We start from the raw sequence: 12740 nt of genomic DNA, 5'->3' as shown, positions 1-12740 counted from the left end.
CAGCTTGCGGGGGCGGGGCTTTTCTGCGCCAGATGTGGCGATGATGTCCGCAGCTCCGATCAGCCTCGTTATCGCCGCCGTCTTCGCGGCAATCTACCTCGTACGCCATGCGGGGGCGGGGGAAAGCAGCGCGAAAACCCTCGTGAAGACCGCCTCCGTCGTAGCGCTGATCCCGATGGCGGCCGCCCTGGGCGCGCCGCTTGCGATCCTCGCGGGGCTCGCCCTTGGTGCAGCGGGCGACTTCGCCCTGTCGCGCTCTGGCCAGCGCGCCTTCCTGATCGGCATGGCAGCCTTTGCGGCGGGGCATCTGGCCTATCTGATCGGCTTTCTCGAGATGGGCGCGCAGCCCTCGGCATGGACCATCCCTCTCATCGCCCTGGGGCTCTCGGCGGAGTTCTGGCTGCTGCCGCGGACGGGCGGGCTGTGCTGGCCGGTGCGGGCCTACATCTGGATCATCGTCGCGATGGCGGCGGTGGCGATGGGCCTGCCCGCGGGCTATCTGCTGGTGATCCTGGGTAGCCTCGCCTTCGTGCTTTCCGACCTGATCCTCGCGCTGGAGATGTTCGTGCTGCACGACGCCGAACGTAAGCGGATCGCGGCGCGCGCGCTCTGGGTGTTCTACTGGGGCGGTCAGGCGCTGATCGGCTGGGGCGCGGGATCGGGTTTTGCCGGGGGATAAGCCTTCCATCCGGGACTGCGATGAACTAGGTGGAGCGTAAGGAAAGGCCTGATCCATGTCGTTTTTCAAAAAGCTCAAATCGCGTCTGACGCGTTCTTCCTCAAAGCTCGAGCAGGGGCTCGAGGATATCGTCGCCGAGAATGCCTCCAGTGAAGACGAGGTCGCCGAGACGCCGGAACCTTCGGCGCCCGCGACGCCCGCAGAGACCTCCCCCGAGGCCGCGCCGCGGAGCCGTGCCGAACCGGGGCCGGAGCCCGAACCCGAACCCCGGCATGATGAGACGATCAACCTCCCCGATCCCACGCCGCCCGCACCCGGCTACGTGCCCGCGCCGGTGACCGAACCGGTCGAAGAGGAACACGCGCAGATCGCAAAGGCCCCGCTCGACGTCGAGCCCGCGCCCGAGCGTCCAAACCCCGAGCCGAAGAAGCCGAGCCTTCTGGGCCGCATCTTCGGCGGCGGAGAGGCGAAACCCGCCGAGCCGCGCCGTGTCCTCGATGACGAGATGCTGGAAAGCCTCGAAGAGCTGCTCATCGCCTCAGACATGGGCGTCGACACCGCGCTGCGCGTCTCGGCAAACCTTGCCGAGGGGCGGATGGGTCGCAAGCTCTCGGTTTCCGAGATCAAGGGGCTTCTGGCCCAAGAGGTCGCCCGGATCATGGAGCCGGTCGCGAAACCTCTGCCGCTTTACCCCAAGAAGCCGCAGGTCGTGCTGGTGGTGGGCGTCAACGGGTCGGGCAAGACCACGACGATCGGCAAGCTCGCCTCACAATTCCGCGCAGCCGGCAAGCAGGTCGTGATCGCGGCGGGCGACACGTTCCGCGCAGCCGCCGTCGAACAGCTGCAGGTCTGGGGCGATCGCGCCGGCGTGCCGGTCCTGACCGCGCCCGAAGGTTCCGACCCGGCTTCGCTTGCCTATGACGCGATGAAGAAGGCCGAGGCCGAGGGGGCGGACCTTCTGATGATCGACACGGCTGGCCGGTTGCAGAACCGCGCCGACCTGATGGAAGAACTCGCAAAGATCGTCCGCGTGATCCGCAAGGTCGACGAAACCGCGCCGCATAACACGCTTCTCGTGCTCGATGCGACGACGGGGCAGAACGCGCTGCAGCAGGTCGATGTCTTCCGCAAGATCTCGAACGTGTCGGGGCTGGTGATGACCAAGCTCGACGGCACTGCGAAAGGCGGCGTGCTGGTCGCGCTGGCCGACAAGTTCGGCCTGCCGATCCACGCGATCGGGGTGGGAGAGCAGCTCGACGATCTGGCGCCCTTCGATCCGGAAGAGTTCGCGCAGGCCCTCGTGGGCCTCGAAGACTGAACCCGCGATTGGGGGCGCCGCCCCCCCGCGCTTGCGCGCGCCCCCCGGGATATTTGTGCAAGCCCGAAGAGAGCCCTGCGCCTTTCCTCTTCCCCTTGGTCGAAATATCCCGGGGGTGAATGGCCCTGAGGCCAGAGGGGGCAGCGCCCCCTAGCGCCCGAGATCACGAAGGACTTCCTCTTGAGCGACTGGATCATCTCTGTCTCGGGCACCGAGACCGGCAAGCACCTCGCGCTGGGCCTCGCGCTGCTCGCGGCCTTTCTGCACGCGCTGTTCGGGGCGTTGCAGAAGGGGCGGCACGACCCGTGGCTCAGCCGCGCCGCGATCGATGCGAGCTACGGGATCATCGCGGCCCCTTTCGCGCTCTTCGTGGTGCCGTGGCCCGAGCCCTACATGTGGCCGATCTTCGTGGGCGTTTTCTTCATCCATGTCGGCTACAAGCTGCTGCAGGCGGCCTGCTACCAGCGTGGGGCCTATACGGTGGTCTACCCGGTCGTGCGTGGTACCGGGCCGCTTTTCGCGGTGATCGGGGCGGGGATTATCTTCGGAGAGCATTTCACGATCGGCCAATGGGCCGGGGTGGCCACGCTTCTTGCCGGGATCTACGGTCTTGCGATCTACAACCTGCGCAATGTGACGGTCGATCGAGAGACGATGGTGCCGGCGCTGATGCTCGCCGTGGCGACCGGTGCCTTCGTCGCGCTCTACACCACCTATGACGCCTATGGCATCCGCGCGACCGCCGATCCCTTCACCTTCCTGGCGTGGTTCTTCTTCATCGATGGCTGGTTCATGCCGATCTTCACCGCGCGGCGCTGGACGAAGCTGCCGAGTTCGGAAATGGTGCCGCTCATCAAGAGGGGTGTTATCGGCGCGATTGTTGCTTATTTCTCCTTTGGCTCGATCATGTTGGCGACACGGCTCGACAAGGTGGGCGAGGCGGCGGTGCTGCGCGAGACCTCGACGGTCTTCGCAGCCCTCATCGGCTGGCTCGTGCTGGGCGAGAAAGTTGGGCCGCGGCGTACGGCCCTGATGGCGCTGATCGCGGCGGGGGCCGTGATCGTTGAGATAGCAGGCAGGTAAAGGCAGATGGCAGAGAAAAAGATTTCCCCGTGGGTGAAAGCGGCGCTCGACTGGGGGCCGCTCATCGTCTTCTTCGTCGCCTTCAACCGGCTCAAGGACGGCACCTACACGATCCTCGGCACCGACTATTCGGGCTTCGTCGTGGCCACCGCGCTGTTCATCCCGCTGATCGCCGCCTCGACGCTGATCCTGTGGGCCTTGACGCGCAAGATCTCGGCGATGCAGATCGCTACGCTGGTTCTGGTGCTGATTTTCGGCGGGCTATCGGTCTGGCTGAACGATCCGACCTTCTTCAAGATGAAGCCGACCATCATCTACCTGCTCTTCGCGGGTATTCTCGGGGCGGGGCTGATCCGCGGCAAGGCGTGGTTGCAGCTGGTGATGAACGAGGCGATCCCGATGGCGCATGAGGGCTGGATGATCCTGACCAAGCGCTTCGTGGGGCTGTTCCTCGCGCTCGCGGTGGCCAACGAGATCGTCTGGCGCACGATGTCGGACGAGATCTGGGTCGATTTCAAGACTTTCGGCCTGCCGATCATCCTGATCGTCTTCATCATGTCGCAGACCAAGCTTTTCGAGCGCCACGGCATCGAAAAGGAAGAGGAGGACGAGGCGGAGAAGTAACTCCGACCTGTCCGCGCCCGCCGCGATCCGTTACACCTGTCGCGACTGCCAAAGCCGGAGCCTCTCATGAAAATCGCCACCTTCAACATCAACGGCATCAAGGCGCGCCATCAGGCGCTGGTCGATTGGCTGAAGGAGGCCGAGCCGGACGTGGTCCTGCTGCAGGAGATCAAGTCGGTCGACGAGGGCTTCCCCTGCGAGCTGTTCGAGGACCTCGGCTACGCGGTCGAGACACATGGGCAGAAAGGTTTCAACGGCGTTGCGATCCTGTCGAAACTGCCGCTGGAGGATGTGACGCGGGGGCTGCCCGGCGATGAGGGTGATGAGCAGGCGCGCTGGATCGAGGCGACCGTCGTCGGCGAGAAGGGCGCGGTGCGGCTCTGTGGCCTCTATCTGCCCAACGGCAACCCGGTGGAACTCGACGATGCGGGGCGACCTGTCGCGGGCGGCAAATACGCCTACAAGCTCGCGTGGATGGAGCGGATGCAGGCGCAGGCCGAGGCGCTGCTGGCGCTGGAAGAACCCTTCGTGATGGCGGGCGATTACAACATCATCCCGCAGGACGAGGATGCCGCGAAGCCCGAAGCGTGGCGCGGCGATGCGCTGGCGCTTCCGCAAAGCCGCGAGGCGTTCCGCCGTATCCTCAATCTTGGCTTCACCGAGGCCTTCCGTGCCCGGGTGCAGGGGCCGGGGCACTACTCGTTCTGGGACTATCAGGCGGGCGCCTGGCAGAGGAACAATGGCATCCGGATCGACCATCTGCTGCTGTCCCCGCAGGCGGCGGACCTGTTGCGCGATGTCGGCATCGACAAGGAAATCCGCGGCCGCGACAAGCCCTCTGATCACGTTCCGGTCTGGATCACGCTCGACGTCTGATCGCGATTGCCGCAACGTCATTTCCTCGGCCTCGCCGCGACTGTGCATAGTGGCGGCGAAAGAGAGGAGACCCCAGATGCAAGACCAGATCAGCCGGCACCCGGTGCCGCAACTCGCCGACATGCCAGAGGATATCCGCACGCGGATCGAGGCGGTTCACGAGAAGGCCGGGTTCATCCCGAACATCTTCCTCGCCCTGGCGCATCGCCCCGACGAGTTCCGCGCCTTCTTCGCCTATCACGACGCGCTGATGGAGCGGCCTGGCAACCTGACGATCGCCGAGCGCGAGATGATCGTCGTGGCGACTTCGGCGGCAAACGAGTGCCAGTATTGCGTGATTGCACATGGGGCGATCCTGCGCATCCGTGCCAAGAACCCGCTGATCGCCGATCAGGTCGCGGTGAATTACCGCAAGTCCGACATCACGCCGCGCCAGCGGGCGATGCTCGACTTCGCGATGAAGGTTAGCCTGCGGGCGCAGGAGGTCGAGGAGGCTGACTACGAAGCGCTGCGCTCCCATGGTTTCACCGATGACGATATCTGGGATATCGGCGGGATAACGGCGTTCTTCGGCCTGTCGAACCGGCTGGTGAACATGGCTTCGATCCCGCCGAACCCCGAGTTCTATGCGATGGGGCGCTGAGCGCCTCTGGTCTTCGCCCATCCGCGCGGTCTAGGGTCTGGCAAGATCAGACAGAGGGCCAGCTAGGAGGAACGCGCGATGGGCGAGATCTTGATCCGGAGCGCCGAGGTGGTCGTCACGATGGACGGCGCCCGGCGCGAGTTGAAGGGCTCGGATCTGCTGCTGCGCGACGGCCAGATTGCAGCTGTCGGGCCGGGGCTGGAAAGCATGGGCGAGGTGGTCGAGGCCAAGGGCTGCGTCGTCACGCCGGGGCTCGTGAACACCCATCATCACCTCTATCAGACGCTGACCCGTGCGGTGCCGGGCGGGCAGGATGCGCTGCTCTTTGGCTGGCTGCAGACGCTCTACCCGATCTGGGCGAAGATGGGTCCCGAGGAGATCCGCGTCTCGGCGCAGGTCGGACTGGCGGAACTGGCGCTGACCGGCTGCACCACCAGTTCCGATCACCTCTACATGTATCCGAATGGCGCGCGGCTGGAGGATACGATCCACGCCGCCGCCGAACTGGGCCTGCGCTTCCATCCCACGCGCGGCGCGATGAGCATCGGCGAGAGCGATGGCGGCCTGCCACCCGATAGCCTGGTCGAGCGCGAAGAAGCGATCCTGAACGACTGCATCCGGATCGTCGACGCGTTCCATGATCCCAACGAAGGTTCGATGTGCCGGGTGGGGATCGCGCCCTGTTCGCCGTTTTCGGTCTCGCGCGAGCTGATGCGCGACGCGGCGCTGCTCGCGCGCGACAAGGGCGTTATGCTGCACACCCATCTTGCCGAGAATGATGAGGATATTTCCTACAGCTTGGAGCAGTTTGGCTGCCGGCCGGGGCAATATGCCGAAGATCTCGGTTGGACCGGCGAGGATGTCTGGCACGCGCATTGCGTGAAGCTGGATGCGGGCGAGATCGACCTGTTCGCGCGCACGCAGACCGGGGTTGCGCATTGTCCGTGCTCGAATTGCCGTCTGGGCTCGGGCATCGCGCCGGTGCGCCAGATGCGCGATGCGGGGGTTAAGGTGGCGCTTGGCGTCGATGGCTCGGCCTCGAACGACGCTGGCTCCCTCATCGGCGAGGCGCGCATGGCGATGCTGCTGCAGCGGGTGCAAAACGGCGCCGACGCGATGGCCGCGCGCGAGGCGCTGGAGATCGCGACGCTAGGTGGCGCGCAGGTTCTGGGCCGTCCCGATTGCGGGGTACTCGCGCCGGGCAAGCGGGCAGATGTGGCAATCTGGGATGTCTCGGGGCTGGAGGCGGCAGGCGCGTGGGATCCGGTCGCGGCACTGGTACTCTGCGGGCCGCCCAAGGTGAAACACCTCTTCGTCGAGGGCCGTCAGGTGGTGCGCGACGGGCAGGTTGTGACGATCGACCTGCCGCGCGTGATCGAGACGCAGAACCGCCTCGCATCAGCGCTTATGGGCTGAATTTCTCGCGCCGCACGGCCCCGGCGGCGCTGGCGATCCGCAGCAGGCGGCGACGGTCGCCTGCAAGGGCAGACTCCATCAACCCCGAGAGGCCTCCGCGCGCCTTCAGATGCGGTGCGAGGTCGGAATGGCCGAGATCGGGGAAGATCAGGTGATCGACATTTGATGGGTGCGGGAAGGGCATCGCCTGCGCCAGATCGTCCTGCGCGCCGTGACACAGGATCGCCCAGCAGGTCGCGGGCGGAAGCGGAGTCGTCTCGCGCGCGAAGGTCGCGATCTGTCTCGTCCACTCGCTCCATCGAGCCTCCCCCGGCACGACGCCCGGTTTTACCGAGAATTGCGGAGACAAGGCCAGCACCACGTCAACCGGGAGCACCTCCGCTGCGACCAGCGCCGAGACCGCGCCCATCGACAGCCCAATGGCAGCGATCCGGGTCACGGGGCGGCGGCGCCGCACCTCTGCCAAGGCTGCACGCAGGGCTGGGGCGAAGCCAGGATCGTTCGTCCAGCTTCGGCTGTCGTCGCTGATGAACAGCGCCCGGCGTGGGAAGCCCAGCGTGCCGCGCCCCGTGGCGGTGGCGACGAATTCCGGTGCGGGCGGGCGGCTGGGGTCGTGTCCGATCGAGGCGAAGGAGATGACCAGATCGTCGCCGCCACCGTCAAGAAAATCGACCGTGAAAGGCGCGCGGGCGTAGATCCTCTCGAAGGCAGGATCGGTCAATGCAGCCGCTTGCCTGCGACCCAAGTTCCCGCGATGGCGCGGTCGTCGCCCATCATGATCGTCGGGAAGATCGCCTCCCAGATGTCATTCGCACGGTCGGCACGCTGCGAGATGGCAGGCGTCGAGGCGAGGTCGACCGCGATGAAATCCGCCTCCATTCCCGGCGCCAGCGCGCCGATCTTGTCGCTCATCCGCATCGACTTGGCGGAGCCTTGCGTCGCCAGCCACCAAAGCTGCGCGGGATGCAGCGGCTGATGCGTCAGCTGGCCGATCTCGTAAGCTGCGGCCATGGTGCGCAGCATCGAGAAGCTCGACCCGCCGCCGGTATCGGTGGCCAGCCCGATCCGCTGCCTCTCGGCAAGACGTGTCGGCCAGTCGAACAGCCCCGAGCCGATGAAGGTGTTAGAGGTCGGGCAATGGATCAGCGCCGCGCCGACCTCCTTGATCCGGTCGGCTTCGCGCGGCTCCAGATGGATCGCGTGGCCATAAAGCGCGTTCTCGCCCAGTAGATCATAGGTCTCGTAGGTGTCGAGGTAATCGCGCGCGGTGGGATATAGCTCGCGGACCCATGCGATCTCGTCCACCTGCTCGCTCAGATGGGTTTGCATCAGGCAATCGGGATGTTCCGCCCAGAGCGCCCCCAGCGCGGCCAGCTGATCGGCCGACGAGGTGGGCGAGAAGCGCGGCGTGATGACATAGCTCAGCCGGTCCACGCCATGCCATTTCTGCAAGAGGACTCGGCTGTCGTCATAGGCCGATTGCGGCGTGTCGCGCAAAGCCTCCGGCGCGTTGCGGTCCATGCAGGTCTTGCCCGCCGCCGCCCGCATCCCGCGCGCCTTCGCGGCTGCGAAGAAGGCTTCGACGCTGGCGGGATGGATCGTGCAATAGCTGCACATCGAGGTGGTGCCGTTCATCAGCGCCAGATCGAGATAGCGTGTCGCGATCTCTTCGGCATGGGCGGGATCGGCGAAGGAAATCTCCTCGGGGAAGGTGTAGGTGTTGAGCCAGTCGATCAGGCGCTTGCCCCAGCTCGCGACGATCGCAGTCTGCGGATAATGCACATGAGCGTCGACGAAGCCGGGCGACAGCAGATGATCGCCGTGGTCGGTGATCTCGGCCTGCGGATGATCCTCGCGCAGGTCGTCGGCCTCGCCTACGGCGGCGATAAGGCCGCCCTCGACCAGCACGCCACCGCGCCGGCGATGTGCAACCACTTCAGGCCCTTCGACGAGCGCGTCGCCGCGATATTCCAGAACCTGCCCAAGATGCAGTTCAGCCATCATTCTCTCCTGTCCGACGCGTCATGCTAGGGCGGGGCGGGGCGAAGGTAAATCTCTGCCGTGGCGGCGCTTATTTTTCGGCTCCGCCCCCTGTCCATCTGCGAGAAAACAGCTATGTTTCACGCGCGATCCGAACGGGGGCGATATGGCCGAAGCACTTGCCGAAGAGACAGAGCGCGAGGAAGAGGATTATCGGCTGAGCGGGGAGCTGGTCGAGGAAATTCTCGATGCCGTCGAGCAGGAAGATGCGGAGCGGTTGAGCGAGCTGCTCGAGCCGCTGCACGCCGCCGACATCGCCGACCTTATCGAACAGGTCTCCGGCCACGAGCGGCGCGAAATTCTGCGGCTCTGGGGCCGCCAGATCGACGGCGAGATCCTGACGGAGATCGACGAAGGCATTCGCGAGGAGGTTCTCGCAAGCCTGCCGCCGGAAGTCCTGGCCGACGCGGTGCGCGAGCTCGACTCCGATGACGTCGTCGACCTGATCGAGGACCTTGAAGAGCCGCAGCAGGAAGCGATCCTCGGCGCTCTCGACGAGACCGACCGGGCCGCGGTCGAGAAATCGCTGGGCTATCCCGAATATTCCGCCGGTCGTTTGATGCAGCGCGAGGTCGTGACCGCGCCCGAGCATTGGACAGTGGGCGAGACGATCGACTTCCTGCGGAAAGCGAAATGGCTGCCCGACCAGTTCTATCACGTGACCCTTGTCGATCCGGGGCACCACCCGATCGGAAATGTTACCTTGGGACGAATCCTGTCGGCCCCGCGTGCCTCGAAGCTGACCGATATCTGCGAGGAGGAATTCCGCAAGATCTCGGCCTATCAGGACGAGGGCGACGTGGCCTATGCGTTCAACCAGTATCACCTGATCTCGGCCCCGGTCGTGGACGAGGATGACAGGCTGGTCGGCGTGATTACCATCGACGACGCGATGTCCGTTCTCGACGAGGAACACGAGGAAGACATCCTCCGCCTCGCCGGTGTGGGCGACGAATCCGCGATCTCGGATACCGTTCTGGAAACCGTACGTCAGCGCCTGCCGTGGCTTTTCGTGAACCTGCTGACGGCGATCCTCGCCTCGGCGGTGATCTCGATCTTCGAGGGCACGATCCAGCAACTTGTGGCGCTGGCCGTCTTGATGCCGATCGTGGCTTCGATGGGTGGCAATGCGGGCACGCAGACCCTGACGGTCGCGGTGCGCGCGCTGGCGACCCGCGACCTGACCGACAGCAACGTCTGGCGCGTCGTGCGACGCGAAACCATCGTGGGGCTGCTGAACGGTCTCGCCTTCGCGGTGGTGATGGGAGCAGTTGCCGCCTTCTGGTTCTCGGGCGCGCAGCTTGGCATTGTGATCGGCTTGGCGATGGTCATCAATCTCGTTGTCGCCGCGCTGTCGGGCATCCTGATCCCGCTGGCGCTGGAGAAGCTCGGCGCGGACCCGGCGCTGGCCTCGGGCACGTTCGTCACGACAATGACCGATGTGGTGGGCTTCTTCGCCTTCCTCGGCCTCGCCTCCGTCGTGTTGCTATGAGCAAGGATCTCGCGCGCAAGGACGCTTTCGCGGCGCGCAAAGCCGCCCATGCGGCCGATGATGGAGCTGCGACGCGAGCGCTGACGGCGGCGCTGGAGCCCTTCGCGGGCAAGGTGCTGGCGGGCTATTGGCCGATCCGGACCGAGCCCGATCCGCGCCCTGCGATGATCGACCATGGCGGGCCGCTCTGTCTGCCGGTTGTGGTGGAGCAGGCGCAGCCCCTGGTCTTTCACCGCTGGACACCCGAGACCGAGATGATCGCGGGCGCTTTCGGGGCGCATGTTCCGGCGGAAGGCGAGGAGATCACGCCCGAGGTGCTGATCGTCCCGCTGCTGGCTTTCGACGCGCAGGGCTTTCGGCTGGGCTATGGCGGCGGTTTTTACGACCGCACGCTGGAGGGGCTGCGCGCCCGCGGCCCCGTCACTGCGATCGGTTTCGCCTTTGCCGCTCAGGAAGTTCCGCAGGTGCCCACCGAGCCGACGGATCAGCCGCTCGACATGATCGTGACCGAGGTGGGCATCCTACATTTCTGATTAGCCCATCCGCTCGGAGGCGTAGGCGCCGGGCGAGGCGGGGAAGACGACCGTCTTGTTGTCGTTCAGGAACACCCGGTGCTGGACATGGGCATGGATCGCGCGCGACAGCACCTGCGCCTCGACGTCGCGGCCCAGCGAGACGTAATCCGACGGGCTCTGCGCATGGGTGATGCGCACGGTGTCCTGCTCGATGATCGGGCCTTCGTCGAGATCGGCGGTCACGTAATGCGACGTCGCACCGATCAGCTTCACGCCACGCTCATAGGCCTGCTTGTAGGGGTTCGCGCCCTTGAAGCTCGGCAGGAAGGAGTGGTGGATGTTGATGATCCGGCCGGACATTTTCTGGCACAGCGCATCCGACAGAATCTGCATGTAGCGCGCCAGAACGATAAGTTCCGCACCCGACTCATCGACCACGTCGAGCAGGCGCTTCTCTGCCTCGGGCTTGTTCTCCTTCGTCACCTTGATGTGGTGGAAAGGCAGGTCATGGTTCACGACGACCTTCTGATAGGTCATGTGGTTGGACACCACGCCCACGATCTCGATCGGCAGCGCGCCGATGCGCCAGCGATAGAGAAGATCGTTCAGGCAATGGCCGAAATTCGACACCATCACCAGAACCTTCATCTTCTCGCGCGAGTCGCGCACGGCCCAGTCCATCTCGAACTCCTTGGCGACCGGCTCGAATGCAGCGCGGATCGCGTCCGCATCCTTGCCTTGCTCCGAGACGAAGCTCACGCGCATGAAGAACTGACCGGTCTTCTGGTCGTCATATTGATGCGAGTCGGTGATGTTGCAGCCCTGATCGGCCAACACATTCGCGATCCCCGCGACGATCCCCCGCGTGGAGGGGCAGGCAACGGTGAGAACGTAGGCGTCGGCAGTCTGGGTCATGTCGCATCCCTTTTGATCTTTCGCCCGGTTTCCTAGCGCGCCGGGGGTGGGGACACAATCACCCCGTGTCCGGGGAGGAGCGCGGGAGAAAGCGACGGCGTTGCGGTGAAAAGCGGCATCGCGTCGGGGGCGAGGCGCGCGGAGTCAGGCTGCAGCGTTTTCGCGCTGTGTGCCGCGCAGGGATTCGATCTCAAGGAAAACGCTGGAGACCTCGGGATGGGCCTCGTGGATTTTCTTCTGAACCTCCTCGACCGCGTGGAAGATCGCCTCGGGCGACAGGCCTTTTTGCATTTTCAGTTCGATATTCACCAACACCTGCTCGGGGGCGAAATGCATTGTCAGAAGCCGTTTGACCTCCGCGACTTCGTCGAAACCGGTCGCGATCTCCCGGATCGATTTGCGCACGTCGCGGTCGGCGGCTTCGCCCATGATCAGCGCGCGAGTCTCGTAAACCAGAATGATGGCGACCACGATCAGGATGAGCCCGATCACGATCGAGGCTGCGCCGTCGAAGAACGGGTTCTCGAAGGTCTCCGAGAGATAGACGCCAAGCGCTGCAGCGAGGATACCCAGAAGCGCCGCACTGTCTTCGGCGACGACGACGAAGATCGACGGATCCTTGGAGCGGCGGAACGCCTTGAAATAACCTTCCCCCGGTTTGCGTTGCTTCAGGAGCTGGCGGATCGCGATCACCCAAGAGGTGCCCTCGGCAAAGAACGCCACGAGCAGGACGCCGTAGTTCCAGATGGGCTTCTCGATCGGCTCTGGATGCTGGATATGGACCATGCCCTCGTAGACAGACAGCCCGCCGCCGATCGCGAAGAGCAGCATCGCGACAACGAGCGACCAGAAATACAACTCTTTGCCATAGCCGAACGGATGTTTCTCGTCCGGCTCCTTGCGGCTGCGCTTGTGGCCCAGAAGCAGCAACCCCTCATTGCCGGTATCGACCACCGAGTGGAACGCCTCCGCCAGCATCGACGAACTGCCCGTGAACGCCGCGGCCACGAATTTCGCGATGGCGATCAGAAGGTTCGCTGCGAGCGCGCCATAGACGGCAATCGGCTTTTCTTCGGAGGCTTGGGCTTCGGCCATGAACGGAATCCTGGATCGGGGCGCGAGACGGGGAGGAACGACCT

The 12740-nt window shown here is 64.9% G+C and carries 13 protein-coding genes; 9 read left to right on the top strand and 4 right to left on the bottom strand.

Annotated features, from left to right (window positions below):
- Positions 1-40 precede the first annotated feature (40 nt).
- From B6V76_RS06490 to B6V76_RS06460, 7 genes are all read left to right on the top strand, one after another.
- Entirely contained in the window at positions 41-679 is a 639-nt protein-coding gene (locus B6V76_RS06490) for a lysoplasmalogenase family protein (RefSeq protein WP_088726999.1), read from the top strand.
- A 55-nt stretch (positions 680-734) separates the two neighbouring features.
- Entirely contained in the window at positions 735-1997 is a 1263-nt protein-coding gene (gene ftsY / locus B6V76_RS06485; protein ID WP_075776123.1) for a signal recognition particle-docking protein FtsY, read from the top strand.
- A 180-nt stretch (positions 1998-2177) separates the two neighbouring features.
- The gene (locus B6V76_RS06480; protein ID WP_075776122.1) at positions 2178-3080 is read left to right on the top strand and encodes an EamA family transporter; all 903 of its coding nucleotides are present in this window, start codon (positions 2178-2180) and stop codon (positions 3078-3080) included.
- 6 nt (positions 3081-3086) lie between these two features.
- Positions 3087-3704 carry an inner membrane-spanning protein YciB gene (locus B6V76_RS06475; RefSeq protein ID WP_088726998.1) on the top strand — a complete coding sequence of 206 codons (618 nt, stop codon included), beginning with the start codon at positions 3087-3089 and terminating at the stop codon, positions 3702-3704.
- Between the two features lie 66 nt (positions 3705-3770).
- Positions 3771-4580: an exodeoxyribonuclease III gene (gene xth / locus B6V76_RS06470; RefSeq protein WP_088726997.1), complete on the top strand. Its 810-nt coding sequence runs from the start codon at positions 3771-3773 to the stop codon at positions 4578-4580.
- A gap of 76 nt (positions 4581-4656) precedes the next feature.
- Complete coding sequence (locus B6V76_RS06465; protein WP_088726996.1) at positions 4657-5223, top strand: peroxidase-related enzyme; 567 nt, start codon at positions 4657-4659, stop codon at positions 5221-5223.
- 78 nt (positions 5224-5301) lie between these two features.
- A complete protein-coding gene (locus B6V76_RS06460) occupies positions 5302-6639 on the top strand; it encodes an 8-oxoguanine deaminase (protein WP_088726995.1) in 1338 nt (445 codons plus the stop codon).
- Here B6V76_RS06460 and B6V76_RS06455 read toward each other — a convergent pair.
- Positions 6629-7360 carry a hypothetical protein gene (locus B6V76_RS06455; RefSeq protein WP_088726994.1) on the bottom strand — a complete coding sequence of 244 codons (732 nt, stop codon included), beginning with the start codon at positions 7358-7360 and terminating at the stop codon, positions 6629-6631. The genes B6V76_RS06460 and B6V76_RS06455 overlap by 11 nt on opposite strands.
- Positions 7357-8640 (bottom strand): guanine deaminase, encoded by a 1284-nt coding sequence (gene guaD / locus B6V76_RS06450; RefSeq protein WP_088726993.1) that lies wholly within the window; start codon positions 8638-8640, stop codon positions 7357-7359. The genes B6V76_RS06455 and guaD overlap by 4 nt, the downstream gene beginning before the upstream one ends.
- A 145-nt stretch (positions 8641-8785) precedes the next feature.
- Between guaD and mgtE the strand changes: the two genes are divergently transcribed.
- Positions 8786-10171 carry a magnesium transporter gene (gene mgtE, locus B6V76_RS06445; RefSeq protein WP_075776115.1) on the top strand — a complete coding sequence of 462 codons (1386 nt, stop codon included), beginning with the start codon at positions 8786-8788 and terminating at the stop codon, positions 10169-10171.
- On the top strand, positions 10168-10704 hold the full coding sequence (locus B6V76_RS06440) for a 5-formyltetrahydrofolate cyclo-ligase (protein WP_088726992.1): 537 nt from the start codon (positions 10168-10170) through the stop codon (positions 10702-10704). Before mgtE ends, B6V76_RS06440 begins: the two co-directional genes overlap by 4 nt.
- Here the strand turns inward: B6V76_RS06440 and purU are convergent, their stop codons facing one another.
- Both purU and B6V76_RS06430 read right to left on the bottom strand, forming a co-directional pair.
- Positions 10705-11601 (bottom strand): formyltetrahydrofolate deformylase, encoded by an 897-nt coding sequence (purU, locus tag B6V76_RS06435; RefSeq protein WP_075776113.1) that lies wholly within the window; start codon positions 11599-11601, stop codon positions 10705-10707.
- Positions 11602-11745: 144 nt separating this feature from the next.
- Complete coding sequence (locus B6V76_RS06430; RefSeq protein WP_088726991.1) at positions 11746-12696, bottom strand: cation diffusion facilitator family transporter; 951 nt, start codon at positions 12694-12696, stop codon at positions 11746-11748.
- Between the last annotated feature and the right edge of the window lie 44 nt (positions 12697-12740).

The sequence above is a fragment of the Thioclava sp. IC9 genome, from assembly GCF_002213225.1.
Lineage (GTDB): Bacteria > Pseudomonadota > Alphaproteobacteria > Rhodobacterales > Rhodobacteraceae > Thioclava > Thioclava nitratireducens.
Note: the sequence above shows the minus strand (reverse complement) of the source record. Positions and strands in the feature narration are given on the sequence as shown.

Bases quoted from the DNA above. Each gene is read 5' to 3' on its own strand.
- B6V76_RS06440 (WP_088726992.1), top strand. From the start codon at position 10,168: ATGAGCAAGGATCTCGCGCGCAAGGACGCTTTCGCGGCGCGCAAAGCC.
- B6V76_RS06490 (WP_088726999.1), top strand. From the start codon at position 41: ATGATGTCCGCAGCTCCGATCAGCCTCGTTATCGCCGCCGTCTTCGCG.
- B6V76_RS06475 (WP_088726998.1), top strand. From the start codon at position 3,087: ATGGCAGAGAAAAAGATTTCCCCGTGGGTGAAAGCGGCGCTCGACTGG.
- ftsY (WP_075776123.1), top strand. From the start codon at position 735: ATGTCGTTTTTCAAAAAGCTCAAATCGCGTCTGACGCGTTCTTCCTCA.
- B6V76_RS06430 (WP_088726991.1), bottom strand. From the start codon at position 12,696: ATGGCCGAAGCCCAAGCCTCCGAAGAAAAGCCGATTGCCGTCTATGGC.
- xth (WP_088726997.1), top strand. From the start codon at position 3,771: ATGAAAATCGCCACCTTCAACATCAACGGCATCAAGGCGCGCCATCAG.
- purU (WP_075776113.1), bottom strand. From the start codon at position 11,601: ATGACCCAGACTGCCGACGCCTACGTTCTCACCGTTGCCTGCCCCTCC.
- B6V76_RS06465 (WP_088726996.1), top strand. From the start codon at position 4,657: ATGCAAGACCAGATCAGCCGGCACCCGGTGCCGCAACTCGCCGACATG.
- mgtE (WP_075776115.1), top strand. From the start codon at position 8,786: ATGGCCGAAGCACTTGCCGAAGAGACAGAGCGCGAGGAAGAGGATTAT.
- B6V76_RS06460 (WP_088726995.1), top strand. From the start codon at position 5,302: ATGGGCGAGATCTTGATCCGGAGCGCCGAGGTGGTCGTCACGATGGAC.
- guaD (WP_088726993.1), bottom strand. From the start codon at position 8,640: ATGGCTGAACTGCATCTTGGGCAGGTTCTGGAATATCGCGGCGACGCG.